General features: G+C 27.6%; 19 protein-coding genes. 5 read left to right on the top strand and 14 right to left on the bottom strand.

Going from position 1 to position 23,472, the window contains the following annotated elements; all coding sequences use genetic code 11:
• Window positions 1-25: 25 nt before the first annotated feature.
• The 13 genes from D9V75_RS00790 to ndhC form a co-directional block, all read right to left on the bottom strand.
• On the bottom strand, window positions 26-1,495 hold the full coding sequence (locus D9V75_RS00790; protein ID WP_158343331.1) for an NADH-quinone oxidoreductase subunit N: 1,470 nt from the start codon (window positions 1,493-1,495) through the stop codon (window positions 26-28).
• Window positions 1,496-1,501: 6 nt separating this feature from the next.
• Entirely contained in the window at window positions 1,502-3,016 is a 1,515-nt protein-coding gene (nuoM, locus tag D9V75_RS00785; protein WP_158343329.1) for an NADH-quinone oxidoreductase subunit M, read from the bottom strand.
• 79 nt (window positions 3,017-3,095) lie between these two features.
• Window positions 3,096-4,937, bottom strand: a complete 1,842-nt coding sequence (gene nuoL, locus D9V75_RS00780; protein ID WP_158343327.1) for an NADH-quinone oxidoreductase subunit L — start codon at window positions 4,935-4,937, stop codon at window positions 3,096-3,098.
• Window positions 4,934-5,236 (bottom strand): NADH-quinone oxidoreductase subunit NuoK, encoded by a 303-nt coding sequence (gene nuoK, locus D9V75_RS00775; RefSeq protein WP_158343325.1) that lies wholly within the window; start codon window positions 5,234-5,236, stop codon window positions 4,934-4,936. Before nuoK ends, nuoL begins: the two co-directional genes overlap by 4 nt.
• Window positions 5,237-5,284: 48 nt before the next feature.
• Window positions 5,285-5,770: an NADH-quinone oxidoreductase subunit J gene (gene nuoJ / locus D9V75_RS00770; RefSeq protein WP_158343323.1), complete on the bottom strand. Its 486-nt coding sequence runs from the start codon at window positions 5,768-5,770 to the stop codon at window positions 5,285-5,287.
• 9 nt (window positions 5,771-5,779) lie between these two features.
• Complete coding sequence (gene nuoI, locus D9V75_RS00765; RefSeq protein ID WP_158343321.1) at window positions 5,780-6,325, bottom strand: NADH-quinone oxidoreductase subunit NuoI; 546 nt, start codon at window positions 6,323-6,325, stop codon at window positions 5,780-5,782.
• 12 nt (window positions 6,326-6,337) lie between these two features.
• Entirely contained in the window at window positions 6,338-7,315 is a 978-nt protein-coding gene (nuoH, locus tag D9V75_RS00760; RefSeq protein WP_158343319.1) for an NADH-quinone oxidoreductase subunit NuoH, read from the bottom strand.
• A complete protein-coding gene (nuoG, locus tag D9V75_RS00755; protein ID WP_158343317.1) occupies window positions 7,312-10,044 on the bottom strand; it encodes an NADH-quinone oxidoreductase subunit NuoG in 2,733 nt (910 codons plus the stop codon). Before nuoG ends, nuoH begins: the two co-directional genes overlap by 4 nt.
• Before the next feature lie 86 nt (window positions 10,045-10,130).
• Window positions 10,131-11,468, bottom strand: a complete 1,338-nt coding sequence (nuoF, locus tag D9V75_RS00750; RefSeq protein ID WP_158343315.1) for an NADH-quinone oxidoreductase subunit NuoF — start codon at window positions 11,466-11,468, stop codon at window positions 10,131-10,133.
• Window positions 11,465-11,968 carry an NADH-quinone oxidoreductase subunit NuoE gene (nuoE, locus tag D9V75_RS00745; protein WP_261979434.1) on the bottom strand — a complete coding sequence of 168 codons (504 nt, stop codon included), beginning with the start codon at window positions 11,966-11,968 and terminating at the stop codon, window positions 11,465-11,467. Before nuoE ends, nuoF begins: the two co-directional genes overlap by 4 nt.
• 2 nt (window positions 11,969-11,970) lie before the next feature.
• A complete protein-coding gene (nuoC, locus tag D9V75_RS00740; protein WP_158343314.1) occupies window positions 11,971-13,770 on the bottom strand; it encodes an NADH-quinone oxidoreductase subunit C/D in 1,800 nt (599 codons plus the stop codon).
• Between the two features lie 128 nt (window positions 13,771-13,898).
• Entirely contained in the window at window positions 13,899-14,561 is a 663-nt protein-coding gene (locus D9V75_RS00735; protein ID WP_158343312.1) for a NuoB/complex I 20 kDa subunit family protein, read from the bottom strand.
• A gap of 70 nt (window positions 14,562-14,631) precedes the next feature.
• Window positions 14,632-15,000 carry an NADH-quinone oxidoreductase subunit A gene (gene ndhC, locus D9V75_RS00730; protein WP_158343310.1) on the bottom strand — a complete coding sequence of 123 codons (369 nt, stop codon included), beginning with the start codon at window positions 14,998-15,000 and terminating at the stop codon, window positions 14,632-14,634.
• Window positions 15,001-15,450: 450 nt separating this feature from the next.
• On the opposite strand from ndhC, the gene dnaK reads away from it, so the two are divergent.
• Window positions 15,451-17,364, top strand: a complete 1,914-nt coding sequence (dnaK, locus tag D9V75_RS00725) for a molecular chaperone DnaK (RefSeq protein ID WP_158343307.1) — start codon at window positions 15,451-15,453, stop codon at window positions 17,362-17,364.
• A 116-nt stretch (window positions 17,365-17,480) separates the two neighbouring features.
• Window positions 17,481-18,617, top strand: a complete 1,137-nt coding sequence (gene dnaJ / locus D9V75_RS00720) for a molecular chaperone DnaJ (RefSeq protein WP_158343305.1) — start codon at window positions 17,481-17,483, stop codon at window positions 18,615-18,617.
• Window positions 18,618-18,684: 67 nt separating this feature from the next.
• Here the strand turns inward: dnaJ and rpsT are convergent, their stop codons facing one another.
• A complete protein-coding gene (gene rpsT / locus D9V75_RS00715; RefSeq protein WP_158343303.1) occupies window positions 18,685-18,954 on the bottom strand; it encodes a 30S ribosomal protein S20 in 270 nt (89 codons plus the stop codon).
• A gap of 197 nt (window positions 18,955-19,151) precedes the next feature.
• Between rpsT and ribF the strand changes: the two genes are divergently transcribed.
• Genes ribF through lspA form a run of 3 tightly spaced genes read left to right on the top strand, consistent with a single transcriptional unit; the run spans window position 19,152 to window position 23,409 of the window.
• Window positions 19,152-20,096: a bifunctional riboflavin kinase/FAD synthetase gene (ribF, locus tag D9V75_RS00710; protein WP_158343301.1), complete on the top strand. Its 945-nt coding sequence runs from the start codon at window positions 19,152-19,154 to the stop codon at window positions 20,094-20,096.
• 11 nt (window positions 20,097-20,107) lie between these two features.
• The gene (gene ileS, locus D9V75_RS00705; RefSeq protein ID WP_158343298.1) at window positions 20,108-22,936 is read left to right on the top strand and encodes an isoleucine--tRNA ligase; all 2,829 of its coding nucleotides are present in this window, start codon (window positions 20,108-20,110) and stop codon (window positions 22,934-22,936) included.
• The gene (gene lspA, locus D9V75_RS00700) at window positions 22,936-23,409 is read left to right on the top strand and encodes a signal peptidase II (RefSeq protein ID WP_158343296.1); all 474 of its coding nucleotides are present in this window, start codon (window positions 22,936-22,938) and stop codon (window positions 23,407-23,409) included. Before ileS ends, lspA begins: the two co-directional genes overlap by 1 nt.
• Window positions 23,410-23,472: the final 63 nt, after the last annotated feature.

Below are 23,472 nucleotides of genomic sequence, written 5' to 3'. Positions count from 1 at the left end.
TAAATGAACATAAATACTATAAAAATCAAAAATACAAAAATACTCTCACTGAATTGATTAATGAAGTTGGATATAAACCTAATATTAGCAACGTTATTGAACAAAAAGAAACAACTATTTTAGAAGGATAATGTAATTTCGAATCAAATAAATCTTTATTTTTTTCAGATAGATTTAATGGATTCATGTACAAATTAATAATTACTCTTAAGTAACAATAAAGACTTAACATAGTTCCAATTATAAAAGACCCTCCTAAAAACCATAAATTTTCTTGAATAATAATTAAAAATATATAAAATTTACCGATAAAGCCAAGAGTCATAGGAATTCCCGCTAAAGAAAGCAGCGAAATTGTCATCATTACTGATAAAAATGGTTGAGTCCAAAATAACCCTTGATATGAAGAAATAAAATCAGTATCATTTTTTTTATTTAAACTAGAAATTATATTTACAATACCAAAAAAAGATATATTACTTAATAAATAACTAAATAAATAAATTCCTAACGTTTCTAAAGAGAACAAATAATTGTTTCGAAATGCCAATGCTACTATAAACACATACCCTAATTGAGATATTGATAAATATCCAAATAATCTTTTAATATTATTTTGGAAAAGAGACATTATATTTCCAAATAAAATAGATAAAAAAGTCATTAATAATAATATAAAATATATTTTATTGTAAATTTGGATAGGTAAAAAATACAAAAAATGAAGAAGCGCAATAAAAACTGAAATTTTTCCTACACTAGAAAAAAAAACTAAAACTGATACAGGAGTACCTTGATAAATATCAGCTGTCCATATATGAAACGGTACGATAGATAGCTTAAAACAGAGGGCTGATAATACCATAAAGGCACCAAATAAAATCACTAACTGTTCATTATCATTTGATAAAAACATTAAAATTCTATTTATAGAATAAAAATTTAGATCAGAAGAAATAGCATAAATCCATGAAATACCAAGCAGTAAAAAAACAGACGAAACACTGGATAAAATAATGTACTTGAACGATGCTTCTAAAGAATATTTTTGATAGTTAGAATAAGCAATTAATCCAAAAAATGGGAAAAACATAAGTTCCATGTTTACAAACATTGATGCCATATGATTTGAAATAATTAAACCTATTGATCCTAAAGTAGCAAGTAGTACTAATAAATAAAACTCTTCTTTATTAAACGAATATTTTGTTAACCAAGGATATGCAAAAATACAAGTAAAAACACTGGATATTATAATCATCCCAACATAAAAAATAGAGTATTTATCAATGTGAAATAAATTAGAAATATCTATAGGAACAATTAGCATCATAAAATACAGCGAAAAAAATGAAAATATTAAACCTGATATGCTTAATAAAGCAATTAAAGTATGGTTTCGATTATAACAAATCGACAACATTACTGTCATTATCATCAGAATCAAAATCAAAAAAGGCAGAAATGCTGTTAATTGTTGTAAATTCATTATCATTACTAATTACAACCTCATCGTTAAAACAGATTCTGTAAATTTTTTATAAAGATTATTTATAGAAAAACATGAAATTTCTAAAATTTGATTTGAATTAATACCAAAAAAAATTAAAATTAAAACTAATAATAAAATTATAAAAAATTCGTATTTACTCAAAAAAAACATCGAAAATTTTCTCTGCGACTGACCATAACAAATTGTTTGAATCATTTTTAATGAATAAATGGATGAAAAAATAATTACTAAAGTTGACAAAACTGATATTTCAGGAAATGATTGAAACACACCAAACAAAATTAAAAATTCACCAATAAAATTTCCTGTTCCAGGTATTCCTAAATTTGATAAAGAAAAAAACAAAATAAATCCTGGAATCCAATACATATATGTCCATAAACCTCTCATTTTTCTCATATCTTGCGTTTCTAATCTATTATACAATTGACCAGATAAAATACAAAGAGCAGAAGCAGATACACTGTTAGAAAGCATTTGAATCACTGCTCCTCCAAGAGCAATTTTGTTAGCACTGTAAATAGCAATTAAAGTTAATCCCATATGAGAAATAGATGAATAAGCTATAAAACGTTTTATATTTGTTTGAGAAAATGCAAGCCAAGCTCCATAAAAAAGACTAAAAATCCCTAAAAACATTGCTACTGGAACAAAATGAGATGTAGAATTTGGAAAAAGTGTGAAATTATAACGCAATAGAGAATAAGGAGCTGTTTTTAACAAAATACCAGCTAAATCTACTGATCCGCATACTGGAGATGCAGAATGAGCATCTGGTAACCATCCATGAAAAGGAACTATTGGCATTTTTATAGCGAATGCTAAAAAAAATCCTAACATTAAAATATACTCTGTTTTTTCATCTATTGTTTGATTTAACAAGAAATTATAATTAAAAGTTAAAATATTAGTATTTTGATAATTCAAAAAAACTAATCCTAAAATAGAAATTAACATTATTAAACCAGATAATTGAGAATATAAAAAAAACTTATTAGCAGAATAAATATGATTTTTTTTATTATCTTTTTTTTTCCCCCATAGCATAATTAAAAAATAAGTAGGAATTAGCATCATTTCCCAAAAGAAAAAAAATAAAAATAAATCAATAGCAATAAAAACACCAACGGCACCAGTTAAAAGAAACATGAGATTTAAATAAAACAAACCTTCATTTCTTTTGATTTCATTCCATGCGCATAAAATAGATACAAATCCTAAAAACAAAGAAAAAACAAGCATAACCAGAGAAAAACCATCGATTGCAATATTAAAATCAATTCCGAATCTTGGTATCCAAGGAATAATTAATTGATCATTCCAAAAAGGATATTTTTGTGCTTGAAAAATTCTATTTTTTAAACACATTTTTAATATGATTAATAAAGTTGATCCAACTCCTATTAAAGATATCCAACGAGGTATATTAGCTCCAAATCTATAAGAAAAAAAAGAAAAAACTCCACTTAAAAATGGAATGATAATTAATAGAGAAAGCAACATTACAGGTTTGTTCCTATTATTTAATACGTTTTAAATAAATAATTAATAGTTGATTGGTATACAAAATTATCTATAACAACTAATAAAAAAACAAAATTAATACAAAAATTAAATTAATACCCAAAACCATCGATGCCGCATACCATCGGACATAGCCATTAATTAACTTTAATAAATAATAATTGATTAATTGTGTTATTTTTTTATTGTAATCAACAACTAAATTTAAAGGATCATGATATAATAATTTAGAACATTTTAAATAAAAATTCACAAAAAACAAATTATAAAAATAATCAAAACCCCATCCTTTCATCCAAAAAAAAGATATTTTTTTAATTAATTTCAAATTAATTATTTTTTTACTCCAGTAAGGTTTTTGAACCCATAAGTGATAAGAAATAAATACTCCTAAAATAGTTAACAAACTAGACATTATTTCAAATGCAAGTTTTCCATTCATTAAAAATTTTGATACTGGGAAAATAGAGGACAAAGAAGGAAGTAAAAAAAATCCAATCGCAGTGGAAAAAAATAAAAAAATACACATGGGTAAATGATGTGTTAATGCTTTAAAAGTAATCGGATCTTGAATATTTCTTTTACCATGAAAGATTAAAAAAATCATTCTTAATGTATATATAACTGTTAAAAAAGAACAAAATAAACCTATTAAAAAAAGATTGATATGACCGCTTTTAAAAACGCTAAATAAAATACTACCTTTACTGTAAAAACCTGATGTAATTAAAGGGAAAGAGATTAAAGACCCTCCGCCTACTAAAAAGTTAACATATAGAAAAGGTAACTTTTTACGTAAACCACCCATCTTAAAGATATTTTTTTCACCGTGACAAGATGAAATTAAAGAACCGGCAGATAAAAACAAAAGAGCTTTAAAAATCGCATGTGTAATTAAGTGCATAATTGCAGGAATCCAAGCTTCTACTCCTAGTGCCAAAAACATATAACCAATCTGACTCATAGTGGAATATGCTAAAATACGCTTCACATCTGATTGAACTAAAGCAGACAAACTAGAAATCAATATTGTTAATGTCCCAATTACACTTATTAAATATAGCACATCCGGAGTTAGTAAAAATAAAAAATAAGTTCTTTCTATTAAATAAACACCTGCAATAACCATAGTTGCTGCATGTATAAGCGCTGATATTGGAGTTGGGCCAACCATGGCATCAGAAAGCCAACTTTGTAAAGGAAACTGAGCTGATTTACCAATTACCCCTATAAACAAAAGTAAAGTTAATAAATTTAAATCATAAAAATTTTTTATATTTACAATGTTTGTAAAAGCATGAATTTCTTGGAAATTAAAAGTCCCATATTTTTGGTATATTAAAAAAAATGAAATCATCAAAAATATATCAGAAATACGAGTTAAAACAAAAGCCTTAAATGCGCAATTGTTATTTTTAATTTCGTCGTAATAAAAGTTGATTAATAGATAAGAACATATGCTAATTCCTTCCCATCCGACATACATTAATAAAAAATTATCTGAAAGAACAAGAACTAACATACTTGCTATAAATAAATTCGTACACGCAAAAAATCGAGAATAGCCATCTTTATGTCTCATATACCAAATAGAAAAGATGTGTATAAAAAATCCAACACCTGTAATTAAACTCAACATTATTAAAGATAAATCATCTATGATAAAACCAACACTAATATTTATATTATCTATAGATACTAAATTCCATAATTTCTGTATAGATATCTGATTAGGATTGCATATAGATTGAAAACAATAAAAAATAGTGATTATTAGTGAAATAAAAATAGAGACGCAGCCCACAATTGATGTGTTTTTTTTGGATATTATATTGTTTTTAAAAGATAAAAACAAAAAACTAATTAATGGAGATAATACTAAAAGAAAAATAATGTTCATCCATTCATCTCTCTTAAATTATCAATATTTAATTTTTTATAACGTTTATAAAATTGAATTAATAAAGCCAGAGCTATACTCGCTTCTGCTGCTGCAAGAGTAATAGTAAATATATACATTATTTGACCATCTGCTTCTTTCCAGTAACTACCAACAACTATAAAAGATAAACCAACAGCATTCATCATTATTTCTAAACTAATCAATATAAACAATATGTTACGTCTTAATATGAAAGACGTTAAACCTATCAGAAAAAGTATTAATGATAAAAATAAACCATGAAATAGAGAAATCATTTATTACCCTTTTTAACATGACTATGTACTAAAAAATTTTTTAAAAATTTATTTTTTTCCAATGTGAAACACTACGATTAAAGATGATAATAAAAGCATAGAAAAAAGCTCAACTAAAAGCGCATAAGGACCAAACAAATTTTTTCCAACTGATTTTGCAGTAATTAAACACGCATCTATATTTTTATTTTGGAAAAAAGATAATGCGTATGTCATTGAACAAAGCAAGATTATTGACAAAATGCTTGGACCAATCCAAAACGTAGAGTTTAAATATTTTTTTTCTTTTGATGCATCTTTATCACTAAGATTAAGCATCATAATAAAGAAAACAAATAAAACCATAATAGCTCCAGCATAAATAATAATTTGAAGCGCTCCAGCAAAAAAAGCACCAATCGTAAAAAAAACTGCTGATATTGACAAAAATGAAATAATTAAATACACCAATGCAGGTACTATATTTTTTTGAAAAACTACAAAAATAGTGGAAATTATCGACAAAATTCCGAATGTGTAAAAACAAAATTCCATAAAAACTCCTTATGGTAACAAGTCCTTAACGTCAATAGGTTTATTTTTAGCATCTAAATAAATTGACTCTTTTTTATTTTGAATTACAACTCCAGAATGGTTGTAAAAATCATAATCAGGATATTTTCCTGGACCAGAAATTAACAAATCTTCTTTTTCATAAATCAAATCTTCTCTTTTAAATTCTGATAACTCAAAATCAGATGTTAATTGAATTGCAGCCGTTGGGCATGCTTCTTCGCATAAACCGCAAAAAATACAACGAGAAAAATTAATTCTAAAAAATTCTGGATACCAACGACCATTTTTACTTTCAGATTTTTGTAATGCAATACAATCAACAGGGCAGACTGCTGCGCATAAATTACAAGCTACACAGCGCTCATCTCCATTTACGTTTTTAGTTAATATAATTCGACCTCTATAGCGAGAAGATACATGAACTTTTTCTTCTGGATACATTTTAGTTTCAGATTTATAAAATATATTTAAAAAAACCATCCACATGCTTCTGATTTGAGTACAAAAACCAATTATTATCTCTTTTATGATCATAAATAATATTCCTTAGGCTTTTGATAGTAGTAAAAAAAAAGCAGTTAAAAGCAAGTTTAATAATGTCAACGGCAAACATACTTTCCATCCAAACGATAGCATCTGATTGTATTTTGGTCTAGGAAGAGATGCTCGAATTAAAATAAAAATAAAAATACATAATATTGCTTTTATACTAAACCAAATAAACCCAGGCAACCAAGGGCCTAACCATCCACCAAGAAAAATTGAAGTAATTAAAAATGAAACAGTGATAATAGAAATGTATTCTCCAATAAAAAAAAATCCAAATTTCATACCGGAATACTCAATGTGATAACCATCTGCTAATTCCTGCTCAGATTCAGGTTGATCAAAAGGATGTCTGTGACAAATGGCTAAACCAGCTATAAAAAATGTTAAAAATCCAAAAAATTGAGGAAATATATTCCATATTTCTTTTTGATTGTTAACAATATCTATTATATTAAACGATCCGGATTTAGCTACTGCCCCCATAATTGATAAACCTAAAAATACTTCATAGCTTAATGTTTGAGCAACAGCTCGAATAGCTCCTAACAAAGCATATTTATTATTACTTGACCAACCAGCGAATAAGACAGAATAAACAGACAATCCAGCCATCATTAAAAAAAATAATACCCCTATATTTAAATTAATGATATAAAATTTAGATGTAAAAGGAACAGTGGGTATTACAAATAAAAGAGAAATAAACGCAATAATAGGAGATAAAACAAAAATAAATTTTTTACTAAATGAGGGAACCCAATCTTCTTTAAATAAAATTTTAATCATATCAGCACATATCTGTAAACTGCCAAAATAACCAACTCGATTGGGACCATGTCTATTTTGAAAAAAAGCCAACAATCTTCGCTCAATTACACTTAAGATGGCACTAAAAAATATAATAAAAAACAAAATAAATATGGTTTTAATAAAATGAAATTCTGTTACACATTCATTTATTTTAGAAACAATCATTTTACATATTCCTTTAAAAATTTAATCTCTTTACCAGCAAGAATTAAAGGAAAGCCTTTTCGACCAATAGGAAGACCTATTTGGTTTTCGTCTAGATTTTTAGAAAAACAAACAGATAAAAAATAATCTTTGTTCAAGCAATTAAAATGTACTATAGAATCTCTTTTTAAACCTAATTTTATTCTATCTTTGTTACTTATTAATGCGTATTTTAAAGATGAATTTTCTCTTATAATAGATGAATATTGAGTCATTTCTTCATTACCAAAAAGATGGTAATATGGAATTATATACCAATATTTTTTTAATATAAAATTTTTTGGAATTATATGATAGTAAGTATTTTTCTCATGCAGATTATTTTTTTTAAATAAATGCACTCCGGAATCTCCTGAAATTAGATCTCTTCCAACTTCTTTTTGAAATTTATTTAATGATTGAGGAGAATTCCATTCAGGAAACCAAGTAAAAGGAATATGTTTTATAGATTTATTAGGTTGGCTGTAACCTTCCATAGAAAAAGAAAACATAGTATTTATATCTTCAGGTTGACAAGGTTCATGAACACTAATATTGGCATATGAAGCTGTTCTCCCGCTTAATCTATTAGGAGATCTAGATATTTTTTGACCATTAATTCTTAAAAAAGAATCTGATTTTTCTTCTTTTATCTTTTTTAAAATTGGATATTTTTTAGAATAAGCACTAATTACGTCATCTAGTTTAACCCAATTAATGGAAGAATTATTAATTTTGCATTTTAGAGCATGTAGCCATTTCCAACTGTCTAAAAGACAGTTTTGATCATCATAAAAAGAAGGATTATAAACTTGAAAAAAACGCTGTGCTCTTCCTTCAAAATTTATTAAAGTTCCTGAGCTTTCCACAAAACTAGTAGCTGAAAAAAATAAACTAGACTTCTTATATGTCTCAGTACATTGACTATCTATAGATAGAATATCATTTTTATATTTAAAAAGATTATCACATAAATTCTTTGGTAAAGAACGATATATATCGTTTTCCATAATAATTATTCCATCTGCTTCTCTTTTTTTAAATTTTTCTAGTGCAGATTCTATAGACATTCCACCAATTAACTCTGCTCCTAAAGCGTTAGAAGATGAAGTTAATAAAGTTAAACCAACATGATTTATATGATTTTTTTTAATTGCTATAGCAATATTAATAGATGCTTTTATAATAGAAGAGCTAAAAGAATGTGATCCTGAAATTATTAATGATTTTTTTGAAATCATTAATTTTTTAGCAATTTCAACAGCTTTGATTTTTAAAGAATTTTCTAAATTTAATACACTCGGTAATTTTTTATCTAATTCATGAGCAATAGCACATGCCAGTCGCACTTGTTCATGAACTGGAGCAAAATAACACCATGTAGCAATATTATCTAGTTTAGTTTCATGAGTATTTAAAAGATACAAAGAATTTCGAAAATGTTCACAAATGTTTGAAATGGGAACAGAATGCCATTTAGGTATTCCTTTATCTTCCGCTATATTTTGAGCTTTACTTTTAACTGCTTGACGAACTGCTAACGCAATACGAGCAGATGTTTCCGTTAAATCTTCACCAATCACCAGTATTGCATCATAACTTTCAATTTCTTTAAGAGACGGAATATATAATCCGCTGTATTGAATAGCATCTAAAATTAATTTAACACATTTTTTTTCTTTATTAAGCATTCCATTAGAAAAATTATTTTCTCCTACTAATTCTTGCAAAGAAAAATTATTTTCTATACTAGACCTAGTAGATCCAATCCCAATAACACGTTTATGAATTTTAAAAAAATTTGAACCAAGTTCAATCGCTTCATTCATTTTAAGTAAGATTAGTTGGTTTTTAATTTTTTTAAATGGATTAGTAGGACGAATATTTAAATTAGTATGAGAATATCCGAATCGACCAAGATCACAAATTAAATAATGATTTATATTTTTATGATATCTATTTTCGACTTTTCTAATTTCACCATAACGCTCTCCAATGCTTAAATTGCAACCAACACTACAATTTTGACATACGCTCGGTGCATATTGCATGTCCCATTTTCTATTGTATCTTTCAGAATGGGTTTTATCAGTAAAAACTCCAGTAGGGCATATTTCAATTAAATTTCCTGAATGCTCGCTCTCTAAAGAGCCGTCTTCTAACCTTCCAAAATAAATATTATTACTAGTTCCATAAACATCAAAATCTGTACCATCTGAGTAATCTTTATAATATCTAACGCATCGATAACAGCTGATGCAACGATTCATTTCATGTTTAATAAAAGAACCTAGATATTGACTTTTATGTATTCTTTTTTTAAATCTATAATTCCGTTTTGTATGCTGCGTCATAACGGTCATATCTTGAAGATGGCAATGCCCGCCTTCTTCACATATAGGGCAATCATGTGGATGATTTGTCATCATGAGCTCAATAATAGAGCGTCGAAATAATTTAGACTCGTTACTATGAATCGAAATTATACTTCCATCCGTTACTGGAGTCATGCAAGACATAATTAATCGACCTTGTTGATCCTCAACATTATTGTATTGAGTAACAGCGCATTGCCTGCATGCTCCTAAACTGCCCAACAAAGGGTGCCAGCAAAAATAAGGAATATTTAATCCTACTGACAAACAAGCTTGTAATAAATTATCTGATTCATTAACATGGTATACTTTGCTATCTACGTAAATTCTAGCCATAATCAAACAGTTCCAAAAAGGATCTTATTAAAATAATTGTATTTAAAAATTGATGTAAATGAACGTTATCTATAATTTTAAAAACGCTAATTTTTATTATTACTTTGAATGCCCGTGACTTTTTTTTCATGATCTATTTTTTGAATATTAACTCCAGATTCGAATTCAGATCTGAAATGTTTTAAAGCGCTTTTTAATGGAGCTATTGCTCCAGGTGCGTGTGCACAAAATGTTTTTCCTGGTCCCAAATGAACACATAAATCCTCTAAAAGAGGGATGTCATTTTTTGCTCCTTCATTTCTTTTTAGCGATTTTAATATTTTCAAAATCCATGGTAGTCCATCTCGACATGGAGTACACAATCCGCATGATTCACGAGCAAAAAATTTTTCTAAATTATAAACAAGTGAGATCATACTAGTTTTGCTATCGACAGCCATAGCAAGAGCGGTTCCTAATCGACTCCCTATTTTTATAAAACTAGTAAAATCCATAGGCAAATCTAATTGTTCTTTTGTCATAAAATCTGTACCTGCGCCACCTGGTTGCCAAGCTTTTATAGATAAACCTGACTGCATGCCACCGGCATATTTTTCTAAAACTTCACGCGCACTTGTACCAAAAGGTAACTCCCACAGTCCAGGTTTGTTTACTTTACCAGAAAAACCCATTAATTTTGTACCAGCATCATAATTTTTAGATAATTGTTTATACCAATTCACTCCATTCAATAAAATAGCTGGTACATTCGATAATGTTTCAACATTATTTACACAAGTAGGCTTCCCCCATAAACCAAATGTTGATGGAAATGGAGGTTTAGATCTAGGATTAGCTCTTCGACCTTCTAGAGAATTAATTAGAGCCGTTTCTTCTCCACAAATATAACGACCAGCTCCAGTATGTAATATTAATTCAAAATTGAAAGCACTTCCCAAAATATTAGAACCAAGATATCCATAATGCTTAGCTTCTTTTATCGATTTTTTTAAAATTTGATCAGCTTGAATGTACTCACCTCTTAAGAAAATATATCCACGAGAAATGTTCATAGCAAAAGCACTTATCAAAATTCCTTCAATTAATTGATGAGGAATTTTTTCCATCAGTAATTTATCTTTATAAGTACCAGGCTCCATTTCATCTGCATTACAAATTAAATAACAAATTTTAAAATTTTTACTATTTTCAAACATTAAACTCCATTTTAAACCAGTAGAAAAGCCAGCTCCTCCTCTTCCTTTTAAACCTGATTCCTTGATTATTTTAATAACATCAGATGGAATCATATTCTTTAACACTTTTTGAAAAGCTAAATATCCATTTTTATTAAGGTATTCTTGAATCCAAATAGTCTTTTCTTTACTTTCTTCTAGCCACCAGGTTAAAGGGTGAGTTTCATTTGTTCTTAATTTTTTATTCATTTATACAATTCCAGCAAATAAGGTATTGATTCTGGAGTTAATTTAGAATACGTTTTTTCATTTATCATCATAGTAGGTCCTTGATCACAATTTCCTAAACAACAAACGGGAAGTAAAGTAAATTTATAATCCTTAGTTGTCTGACCTATTTTAATCTTTAAGCATTTTTCTAAAGCTATTTTTATTAATTTATATCCATTTACATAACATACTGAGCTATCACAATAACGAATAACATTTCGTCCAACAGGTTTCCTAAAAATTTGACTATAAAAAGTTGCTATTCCGTCTAGTTCGCTTGGATTAATATTAATGATTTTTGAAATAGCGTAAATTACTGGATCAGAAATCCATCCTCGTTTTTTTTGAACGATTTTTAACGCTTCTATTGCAATTGCTCGAGGGTGTTCATAGTATTTTTTTTGATTTTCTATTTCTACTATCTCTGTATCAGTTAATTGAAATTTTGTACAAATTTCTTTGATTTTTTTTTGGAACATATTTATCTATCCACGTCTGACATAACAAAGTCAATACTACCTAAGTATACAATTAAATCTGATATTGAACTGCCTCTGATCACAGCAGGTATTTGTTGTAAATGAGGAAAACTAGGGGTTCGTATTCTTGTGCGATAGCTCATTGTCCCACCGTCGCTAATTAAGTAATAACTATTGATTCCTTTAGTAGCTTCAATCATTTGAAAACTTTCATTAACAGGCATAACTGGACCCCAAGAAACTTGCAAAAAATGCGTAATCATAGTTTCAATATCTTGTAAAACGCATTCTTTTGGAGGAGGAGTAGTCAATGGATGATCAGCTTTAAAAGGACCCGATGGCATATTTTTAAGACACTGATGTAAAATTTTAAGACTTTGATAAATTTCTTCAACTTTTATCATCACTCTTGAGTAACAATCGCTTATTCCAGTTCCAGTTGGAACTTCAAAATCATAATTTTCATATCCAGAATAAGGTCTCCATTTTCTTACATCAAAATCAAGACCAGTTGCCCGAAGACCAGCTCCTGTAATTCCCCATCGCAATGCTTCTTTTCTATCGTATTGAGCAACACCTTTGGATCTTCCAATCAAAATACTATTCTTTAAAGATAATTTTATGTAATATTTTAATCTATTCGGCATCCAATTTAAAAATTCTTCTAACAAAAAATTCCAATTTTTTGGTAAATCATGAGCCAAACCTCCGATTCGAAACCAAGCAGGATGCATTCGAGCACCAGTAATAGATTCAATTAAATCGTAAATTTTTTGACGATCAGTAAAAGCAAAAAACACCGGTGTCATACAACCAATATCTTGAATAAAAGTAGAAATATATAGCAAATGACTATTTATTCGAAAAAGTTCTGAAAGCATAACTCGAATCACTTCTACTTTTTCTGGAACAGAAATTTTAGCTAATTTTTCAACTGCCAATATATAAGGCATTTCATTAACGCAACCACCGAGATATTCAATACGATCAGTATAAGGAATATAACTGTGCCATGATTGACGTTCTGCCATTTTTTCAGCGCCTCGATGATGATATCCAATGTCAGGAACACAATCGACAATATTTTCACCGTCTAATTGAAGTATAATTCTAAAAGCACCATGAGCTGAAGGATGATTGGGACCTAAATTTAAAAACATGAAATCAACATTTTCACTATGACGTTTCATGCCCCATAACTCAGGTTTAAACTTTAATGCGTTCATTTCTATATCTTCTTTTTTTTCATCTAAAAAAAAAGGCTGATATTCAGTTGCTCGAGCTAGATAATTTTTTCTTAATGGATGCCCTTTCCAGTTACTGGGCATGATGATTCGTATTAAATTAGGATGTTCATCAAATATAATCCCAAACATTTCCCAAGTTTCACGTTCGTACCAATTAGCATTTGGAAATAAATTAACTAAAGTCGAAACATGTAAATTTTTTTCTAACAATGGTACTTTTATCATAATGTCAGAATTACGATCAGTTGATATTAAATGATAAAATACTGAAAAATCTGCTTTTGGTAAATTGTCTCGATAAAAACGAACTCTTTCATCAACGCCATGTAAATCAAAAAGAACATTATAAGGTTTAGACAAATTGTATAAAAATCTTCCAACCTCTAATAATAAGATCTTATCAATCCATACTACTGGGAAACCAGTGCAAGTCGATTGAAGTGTAAAGTTTTGTTCACCAAAAAAACAAAACAATTTTTCAATTACAAAATCTTTCAAATGTTTATCTTGATTTTTTTTAGTAACAGTGTCTGCTTCTTTTTTTAACTTAATCATATATTTCTCATTTATTGATCAGCATACCTAATTTTAAAGATTTAAAAAATTGATCATGGTATATAAAAGTCATTTCAACATTTCTATGATTAATTAACAAATTTTTCTATTTATAATTAAGATTTATTTTACATTGGAAGATTAACAACTGAAATTCTATTTTTTCTCTTTATATTTTTTTCTGATGGCATTTTCTTATGATATATTCCTTGTTCTCCAACAATCCAAGACAATGGTCTTCTTTCTTCTTTAATAAGCTTTTGTAGCAATATTAAAGCTTGAATGTATGATTCAGGCCTAGGTGGACATCCTGGAATATAAATATCTACTGGTAAAAATTTATCTACTCCTTGAACAACAGAATAAATATCATACATACCTCCAGAATTAGCACATGAACCCATAGAAATAACCCACTTAGGCTCCAGCATTTGATCGTATAACCTTTGAATAACTGGGGCCATTTTTATAAAAGGAGTTCCAGCTATTACCATCACATCAGCTTGTCTAGGAGAGGCTCTCAATACCTCAGATCCAAATCTTGCAACATCATGAATAGAAGTAAAAGCAGTTACCATTTCTACGTAACAACAAGATAATCCAAAATTATAAGGCCAAAGTGAATTTTTACGACCCCAATTTACAATTTTATGCAATAACTGAGTTAATTTTCCTGTAAAGACATTATTTTTAATATGTTGATTAATAGGATCTACAAGAGAAACAGTTTTATTTTTCGGATATTTTTTATTATTTTTTTTTTGATCTACTTTTGTTAAGGTATAATTCATATTTTTTAGTTCTCTTTTCGAAAATAAAAATTTTTATAACTTTGGTTAACATTAAAATGTGTTAACAATGTCAGTCTAAAGCTTTCACACGAGATAAGTAAAACAAAGCGCATAAAAGAGACATTATAAACATAGAGGCTTCAATGAAACCAATCCATCCTGATTCAACAATGCTAACAGACCACGCGTATAAATATAATGCTTCAACATCGAAGATTACAAAAAACATTACAATTAAGTAAAATTTTACAGAAAAGTTAAGATATGTATCTCCAACTGATGAAATTCCAGATTCAAAAGGCGTATTTTTATTTCTTGATGAAGACCTTCCTCCTAGAAACCAACTCAAAAATAAAATAAAAAAACAAAATGCTAAAGAAACAATAATATAAGAAAAAAAAGATAAATATTCGTTTAGATCTTTTGTATATTTAAACATTTATAATCCATTAATAAAGTTAATTCATTAAAATTAATAATTTTTTATTTAAAAGAACTTATATAAAAAGTTAATAAATTTTAAAATTTATAAAAAATACATTATTTAAAATATACTATTATCTAAAATTTAGACATGTTTTTTAAGAAAAATAACATTTTAATATAATTAAAATTTTTTTAAAAATTATTTTCAAATAAAATATTAAGATATTTATAAAAAATTATTTGAATTAAAAAACGTTTTAATTACCTTTTCTTTTGTAAAAAATTTTATTTTTTTTGCACTCAGCCCTTGATGACTGAAAAAAGAGACCCCATTTAATAATCATTCAACATTGTAGATAATTACAATACAATCCTATGTAGCTAAATAAAAAGCCAAAAAAATGGCCGCATAAAAGTTGAACCCCCCCTAATTTATCAAGATATTAAAATAGGAGAAATTTAAATGAGTAAAATTATTGGTATTGATCTGGGAACAACCAACTCTTGTGTTGCCATTATGGATGGCAATAAACCTCGAGTTCTAGAAAACGCAGAAGGTGACCGTACAACACCTTCAATTATAGCATACACACAAGAAGGAGAAGTTTTGGTTGGACAACCAGCTAAACGTCAAGCTATTACTAATCCAAAAAATACATTATTTGCTATAAAAAGACTAATTGGTCGTAAATTCAAAGACAATGAAGTTCAGCGTGACATAAAAATTATGCCTTACCAAATTGTAAACTCTGAAAACGGTGATGCATGGATTGATATAAAAAAACAAAAAATGGCTCCTCCTCAAATTTCGGCTGAAGTTTTAAAAAAAATGAAAAAAACTGCTGAAGATTACTTAGGAGAAACTATTAAGGAAGCTGTCATTACAGTACCAGCTTATTTTAATGACGCACAAAGACAAGCAACTAAAGATGCTGGAAGAATTGCTGGTCTTGAAGTTAAAAGAATTATTAATGAACCAACAGCAGCTGCTCTTGCTTATGGTTTAGACAAAGGGCAAGGAAATAGAACCATTGCTGTTTATGATCTTGGTGGTGGAACTTTTGACATTTCTATAATAGAAATTGATGATGTAGACAAAGAAAAAACGTTTGAAGTTCTAGCTACTAATGGTGATACTCATCTTGGAGGAGAAGACTTTGACAGTCGATTAATTAATTATTTAGTTACTGAATTTAAAAAAGAACAAGGAATAGATTTAAGAAATGATTCACTAGCTATGCAACGATTAAAAGAATCATCTGAAAAAGCTAAAATAGAACTTTCATCTGCACAACAAACAGATGTTAATCTTCCTTACATTACAGCAGATTCTAATGGTCCTAAACATCTTAACATAAAAGTTACTCGATCAAAATTAGAATCCTTAGTAGAAGATTTGATAACTCGTTCCATCGAGCCTTTAAAAGTTGCATTAAAAGATGCAGGATTATCAATTTCAGATATTAACGATGTTATTTTAGTAGGCGGGCAAACAAGAATGCCTATGGTTCAATCAAAAGTAGCTAACTTTTTTGGAAAAGAACCCAGAAAGGACGTTAATCCAGACGAAGCAGTAGCAGTAGGCGCTGCTGTTCAAGGGGGGGTTCTTGCTGGAGATGTTAAAGATGTACTGTTGCTTGATGTAACTCCACTGTCACTAGGAATAGAAACTATGGGAGGTATTATGACTTCACTCATAACCAAAAATACAACTATTCCCACTAAACACAGTCAGGTTTTTTCGACCGCAGAAGATAATCAGTCAGCAGTTACTATACACATACTTCAAGGGGAAAGAAAAAAAGCTTCAGATAATAAATCTTTAGGACAATTTAACCTGGATGGTATTGAACCTGCTCCTAGAGGAACTGCTCAAATAGAAGTGACATTCGATATTGATTCTGATGGAATATTACACGTATCCGCAAAAGATAAAAAAACAGGAAAAGAACAAAAAATCACTATTAAAGCATCTTCTGGACTAAATGAAGAAGAAATTAAAAAAATGGTGAGTGATGCTGAAGCTAATTTAGAATCAGATCGAAAATTTGAAGAATTAATTCAAACACGAAACCAAGGCGATCAATTAGTTCATAACACTAAAAAACAATTAAATAAAAATAAAAATTTGATCGAAGAAAAAGATAAAATAGAAATTCAGTTAGCTTTAGATGCATTAGAAAAAGCGTTAAAAGGAGAAGATAAATCTGAAATTCAAAAAAATATACAAACTCTTTTACAAGTATCTTCTAAACTAACTGAAATTAATCAAAAAAAATCAGAAGATAATTTAAAAAACAAAAATAAATCTGATTTCAAACAAGAAGAAAATGTTGTAGATGCAGAATTCGAGGAAGTTAAAGATCCTAAAAAATAATTGACTTTTACAAAAGATATGCGGAAATAATAATATTATAATCGCCTTTAAACTAGCACGGGCGTAGAATCTTAATCTACGCCCGTGCAATTATTTTAAAAGCAGGAAGAGTGAGAATGTCAAAAAAAGATTACTACGAAATTTTAGGAGTTTCAAAATCAGCTGAAGAGCGTGATATTAAAAAAGCATACAAAAAACTTGCAATGAAATATCATCCTGATAGGAATCAGGGAGATAAAAATGCAGAAAATAAATTTAAAGAAGTAAAAGAAGCGTATGAAATTCTAATAAATCAAGAAAAAAGAGCTTCATATGATCAGTATGGTCATTCTGCTTTCGAAAATAATAATTCCGGAAATAACACCTATAGTACTTTTACCAGCTCTTCGGATTTTAGTGATATTTTTGGAGATGTGTTTGGTGACATTTTTGGAGGAAGTAGAAAACAAAGAGCTAAAAAAGGAGCTGATTTATGCTATAGTATGGAATTGTCTTTAGAAGAAGCTGTGAAAGGAACAGTTAAAGAAATTCGAATCCCCACTTTAAAAAAGTGTAAAAAATGTTATGGCAGCGGATCTTTTGAAGGGACTCAACCAATAACTTGCTCTACCTGTCATGGAAGAGGTCAGATACAAATCAGAAAAGGTTTTTTTACTGTACAACAATCGTGTCCTATATGTTATGGAAAAGGTTTAATAATTAAAAATCCATGCACTTCATGTCGAGGGCAAGGACGAATCAAAACAAACAAATTATTATCAGTTAAAATACCTCCTGGAATTGATACCAATGATCGTATTCGAATAAATAATGAAGGAGAAGCTGGATCTAACAGTGCGCCATCTGGAGATCTTTACGTTCAAATTTCAGTTAAAAAACATCATATATTTGAACGTAAAGAAAATAATCTTTATTGCGAAGTTCCTATAAATTTTCCAATGGCTGCGCTAGGAGGAGAAATAGAAGTTCCTACATTAGATGGACGAGTTAAGCTAAAAATACCACCAGAAACACAATCTGGAAAATTATTTCGTATCCGAGGAAGAGGAGTAAAATCCGTTCAAAATAGAAATCAAGGTGATCTTTTATGTCGAGTTATGGTCGAAACACCTGTGAATCTTAATTCAAGGCAAAAAGACCTTTTACAAGAACTAAAAAATAGTTTTATAGGTTTCCGAGGAGATAAAAACAGTCCTCGTTCAAAAAGATTTTTTGATGGAGTTAAAAGATTTTTTGATGATTTAACTAGATAAATTATAAATGGTATTGCTTCTTAATTTTTATAAAAAAGAAGCAATACTACATTAAGAAATAACATTTTTATACACTGATCATTTTTTTAATTTTAAGAGACAAATTAGATTTATATCGAGCAGCTTTATTTTTATGCAATAGGCCTTTTGCTACATGTTTGTCAACAATAGGTTGCATTTTTTTAAATTCTTCTTCCGCTATTTTTTTATCACCAGAAGAAATAGAAATTCGAACTTTTTTTACAAAAGTGCGAATCATAGAGCGTCGACTAGCATTATTTTTACGACGTTTTTCAGATGCTATAGAATCTTTTTTAGAAGATTTAATATTAGCCAATTTTTACCCCTAACTTAGAAAGTGTAAAATATAAAAAATATTAATTAATTAAAATTGATTATAATATAAATGAAAAATAAATTATGCACAATTTAAAGAATTTACAAAAATTTTTATAAAAAATCAAAAGTAATATAAATCTTTATGTTTAAATTAACAATCATTTTTCAAAAATTTTAATCAGGTTAACTTAATAAATGAAGATTATAAGAGGAATTAATCATCTTAAAAACACTAATTCTAATTCTGTTGTCAGTATTGGAAATTTTGATGGAATACATTTAGGACATCAAAAACTATTGTCTTATGTTTGCAAAGTAGGGGAAAAGTACAAAATATTAACTACTATTATTTTATTTGAACCACAACCATTAGAATTTTTAAGAAAAGAAAATATTCCATCTCGTCTTACAAGCTTTCATGATAAAATAAAATATATTTCATTATGGAAAATTGATCAAATTTTATGTATTAAATTTAATGATTACTTTTCATCTTTAAGTGCAAAAGATTTTATCATAAAAATTTTAATAAATAAACTCCATATAAAATTTATAGTTATTGGTAATGATTTTAGATTTGGATTTCAGCGAAATGGAAATGTAAAATTTTTAAAGAAACTAGGAAAAAAACATAACTTTAAAGTAATTCTAATTCAAACATATTATCAAAATAATATCAAAATTAGTAGTACTAACATTAGAAAATTATTATCTGAAGATAAAATTGAATTGTCTAATTCATTTTTAGGTCATCCATTCAGCATATCTGGTAAAGTAATTCACGGAAATGCTATAGGACGAACAATTGGTTACCCAACAGCAAATATTTTATTAAACAATAACTTATCTATAACTAATGGAGTTTATGCAGTAAAAATTCGCTGTTTTTTTAATAAAAAATTTTTAGGAATTTCTAATATTAAAAATAAAAATAATTACGTTCATAAAAAAAGATTACTTGAAGTTCATTTATTTAATCAAAACATTAATTTATACGGTGAAAAAATTGAAGTTTTTATATATAAAAAAATAAGAAATGAATTTATTTTTCACTCAAAAGATGAATTAAAAAATCAAATTTCAAAAGATGTAGAAATAGTTAAAAACTACTTTAAAATCAATCAAAAAATTTTAACATAAATGAGAAAATAATGAATGATTATAAAAACACTTTGAATTTACCTAAAACCACATTTTCCATGAGAGGAAATTTATCTAAAAAAGAGCCAGAAATACTAAAAAATTGGTATAAAAAAAATATATACAAATTAATTCGAGAAAAAAAAATAGAAAAAAAAATATTTTTTCTTCATGATGGACCTCCATATGCAAATGGAAATATACATATCGGCCATGCGGTAAATAAAATCCTAAAAGATATCATTATAAAATCAAAAAATTTGTCAGGATTTGATGCACCCTATATTCCATCTTGGGATTGTCATGGATTACCAATTGAACAAAAAGTTGAAGAAAAAATTGGTTTTAACGATAAAATATCGCATGAAGAATTTTTAGAAAAATGCAGAAAATATGCTAATTATCAAGTGCAAAAACAAAAAAAAGATTTTATCAGACTGGGCATAATAGGTGATTGGGACAATGCTCATCTCACCATGGATTTTAAAAATGAAGCAAATATAATCCGAACATTATCTAAAATAATTGAAAAAAAATATTTATACAAAGACTTTAAACCTGTTTCATGGTGCCTTCAATGCTGTTCATCTTTGTCTGAAGCAGAAGTCGAACATTATACAAAAAAATCAGAATCAATTATATTTTCATTAAAAAGTGCTCAAAATTCTGCGCTAGAAAAATTGTTTAAAACTCGTTTATCTGATAATAAAGAACTTATTCTTCCTGTTTGGACAACTACACCATGGACCCTTCCATCCAGTCAAGCCATTTCTATCCATCCAGATTTTCTATATCAGTTAATAGAAACTAATAAATTTTATTTTATTTTATTAAAAAATCGAGTAAATAATATATTTAATATTTTAAACATAACTCATTGGAAAACATTAAATACTATCGAAGGTAAAAATTTAGAAAATGTAAAATTTATACATCCATTTCTTAAAGACATTTTATTGCCTATTATTTTAGGTAAACATGTAACTTGTGATTCTGGAACAGGAGCTGTTCATACTGCTCCCGATCATGGTTTAGATGATTATCTAATAAGTCAAAGATATGGTATAAAAACAATTAATTTGGTAGATTTTCAAGGAAATTATATTCATAACATACATCCAGAACTGAATAATATAAATGTATTTAATGCTAATCCAATAATTATAAAATTGTTAAAAGAAAAAAAATGTTTGTTAAATAAAGAAATTATATTACATCAATATCCACACTGTTGGAGACATAAAAGTCCAATCATATTTCGAGCGACTCCACAATGGTTTATAAATATAGATAAAAATGAACTAAGATCTAAAACTTTAAAAGAAATTAAAAAAGTACTTTGGATACCTTCTTGGGGAGAATCTAGAATTCGAGAAATGATTAAAAAAAGACCTCATTGGTGTATTTCAAGACAAAGACAATGGGGAGTTCCAATGTCTATTTTCTCGCATAAAAAAACGGATAAAATTCATCCCAACATCTCTAAAATTATGGAAAAAATAGCACAAAAAATAGAATTGGAAGGAATTCAATCTTATAGAAAAACCAATCTTCAAAAAATATTGGGAACAGAATCTAATAATTACAATCAAATATTAGATATATTAGACGTTTGGTTTGAATCTGGAAATACTCATACTTCAATACAGTACAAAAATAAAAAATATCAAAAAAATAATGCTGACATGTATTTAGAAGGATCTGATCAACACAGAGGTTGGTTTATGTCTTCATTAATAATTTCAATGATAGTAAAAGGAAAAGCACCATATCATAAAGTATTGACTCATGGATTTGTAGTAGATACAAAAGGAAGAAAAATGTCTAAATCCATTGGTAATGCTATAAGTCCTAATAGTATAGTAGATACATTAGGAGCTGATGTTTTGAGGCTTTGGGTAGCTTCTTCAAATTATTCAAATGATCTTTCTATATCTAATGAAATTTTAAAAAGATCATCGGATACATATCGTAGAATCAGAAATACAGCACGATTTATGCTGGCAAATATTAATGACTTTAAACCAGAAAAAGATATGATTTCCAAAAATAATATGATTTCAATAGACCAATGGGCTATTAGCCAATCAAAAATAGTACAAGACGAAATCATTTCGTTTTATGAAAAATATAATTTTCACTCTGTAGTACAGCGTTTAATGTATTTTTGCTCAATTGAAATGGGATCTTTTTATCTCGACATCATTAAAGATAGACAGTATACTTTAAAAAAACACAGTTTGGAGAGAAGAAGCTGTCAAACAGCTATTTATCATATTATTAACGCTTTAGTAAGATGGATAGCTCCTATATTATCTTTCACTGCCCACGAAATATGGAATGAATTACCAAAAAATAAATCCAAATATGTATTTACAGAAGAATGGTACAATAAATTATTTTATTTAGAAAAATCAGATTGTTTAGATCATAAATTTTGGAATAAATTAATACAAATTAAAAATGAAGTAAACAAATTTTTGGAAGAAGAAAAAAAAGATACAAAAATAAGCAGTTCACTAGAATTTTCTATAACTTTATATGTTGAATATAAATTAGCTAAAACACTTGAAATTTTAGGAAAAGAGCTAAAATTTATTTTTTTAACTTCTCAAGCTAAAATTAAACTATATGATACAGCACCTAAAAATACAAAAAAAAGTAAAGTTATTTCTTTTTTAAAAATTAAACTAGAAAAAATTAAAGGAATCAAATGTCCTCGTTGCTGGCACTATATTCCAAATCTTGACAATTTAATGAACAAATCCATTAATCAAAATATTTGTACTAGATGCATTTTAAATACAACGGGAATTGGTGAACAGCGTATATTTTTATAATGAAAAATAAAATCAATTCAATATATATAATAATTTTAATCTTTTCTATTGATTTATTTAGTAAAAATTGGATTATAAATCACCTTAAAATACATGAAAAAAAAATAATATCTTCAATATTAAATATTTTTTATGTAAAAAATTACGGGGCTGCATTTAATATGCTATCAAATCAAGGAGGATGGCAAATATGGTTTTTATCATTCGTCAGCATAATTTCTATATTGATAATAATCAAAATCGTTGTTAATACGAAAAATGAATATAAAAATCAAATAATTCCGTATACTTTAATTATCTCAGGAGCAATAGGAAATTTATCAGACCGAATATTCCGTGGATTTGTAATTGACTTTATCGATTTACATATTAAAAATTTTCATTTTCCTACATTCAACATAGCTGATTTTAGTATTTTCATTGGGGCAATTGTTATAGGAATACGACATTATTTTTTTACAAATTTTGATTAAAAATAAAATTTTTTTTGCAACCTTTAAAAATTTTCTAGTAACACACAATTTTAAAAATATGCA

Origin of the sequence: Buchnera aphidicola (Muscaphis stroyani), from assembly GCF_005080865.1 — a bacterium.
Lineage (GTDB): Bacteria > Pseudomonadota > Gammaproteobacteria > Enterobacterales > Enterobacteriaceae > Buchnera > Buchnera aphidicola_AG.
Note: the sequence above shows the minus strand (reverse complement) of the source record. Positions and strands in the feature narration are given on the sequence as shown.

Excerpts from the sequence above, each read along its gene's own strand:
- nuoF (WP_158343315.1), bottom strand. The coding sequence starts at position 11,468 with ATGAATAAAAAATTAAGAACAAATGAAACTCACCCTTTAACCTGGTGG.
- nuoJ (WP_158343323.1), bottom strand. The coding sequence starts at position 5,770 with ATGGAATTTTGTTTTTACACATTCGGAATTTTGTCGATAATTTCCACT.
- D9V75_RS00790 (WP_158343331.1), bottom strand. The coding sequence starts at position 1,495 with ATGATAATGAATTTACAACAATTAACAGCATTTCTGCCTTTTTTGATT.
- nuoH (WP_158343319.1), bottom strand. The coding sequence starts at position 7,315 with ATGATTGTTTCTAAAATAAATGAATGTGTAACAGAATTTCATTTTATT.
- nuoC (WP_158343314.1), bottom strand. The coding sequence starts at position 13,770 with ATGATTAAGTTAAAAAAAGAAGCAGACACTGTTACTAAAAAAAATCAA.
- nuoE (WP_261979434.1), bottom strand. The coding sequence starts at position 11,968 with ATGTTCCAAAAAAAAATCAAAGAAATTTGTACAAAATTTCAATTAACT.
- ribF (WP_158343301.1), top strand. The coding sequence starts at position 19,152 with ATGAAGATTATAAGAGGAATTAATCATCTTAAAAACACTAATTCTAAT.
- nuoK (WP_158343325.1), bottom strand. The coding sequence starts at position 5,236 with ATGATTTCTCTATTTCATGGTTTATTTTTATCATTAATACTTTTTCTG.
- ndhC (WP_158343310.1), bottom strand. The coding sequence starts at position 15,000 with ATGTTTAAATATACAAAAGATCTAAACGAATATTTATCTTTTTTTTCT.
- ileS (WP_158343298.1), top strand. The coding sequence starts at position 20,108 with ATGAATGATTATAAAAACACTTTGAATTTACCTAAAACCACATTTTCC.
- nuoL (WP_158343327.1), bottom strand. The coding sequence starts at position 4,937 with ATGAACATTATTTTTCTTTTAGTATTATCTCCATTAATTAGTTTTTTG.
- nuoI (WP_158343321.1), bottom strand. The coding sequence starts at position 6,325 with ATGATCATAAAAGAGATAATAATTGGTTTTTGTACTCAAATCAGAAGC.
- dnaJ (WP_158343305.1), top strand. The coding sequence starts at position 17,481 with ATGTCAAAAAAAGATTACTACGAAATTTTAGGAGTTTCAAAATCAGCT.
- nuoG (WP_158343317.1), bottom strand. The coding sequence starts at position 10,044 with ATGGCTAGAATTTACGTAGATAGCAAAGTATACCATGTTAATGAATCA.
- nuoM (WP_158343329.1), bottom strand. The coding sequence starts at position 3,016 with ATGTTGCTTTCTCTATTAATTATCATTCCATTTTTAAGTGGAGTTTTT.
- lspA (WP_158343296.1), top strand. The coding sequence starts at position 22,936 with ATGAAAAATAAAATCAATTCAATATATATAATAATTTTAATCTTTTCT.
- D9V75_RS00735 (WP_158343312.1), bottom strand. The coding sequence starts at position 14,561 with ATGAATTATACCTTAACAAAAGTAGATCAAAAAAAAAATAATAAAAAA.
- dnaK (WP_158343307.1), top strand. The coding sequence starts at position 15,451 with ATGAGTAAAATTATTGGTATTGATCTGGGAACAACCAACTCTTGTGTT.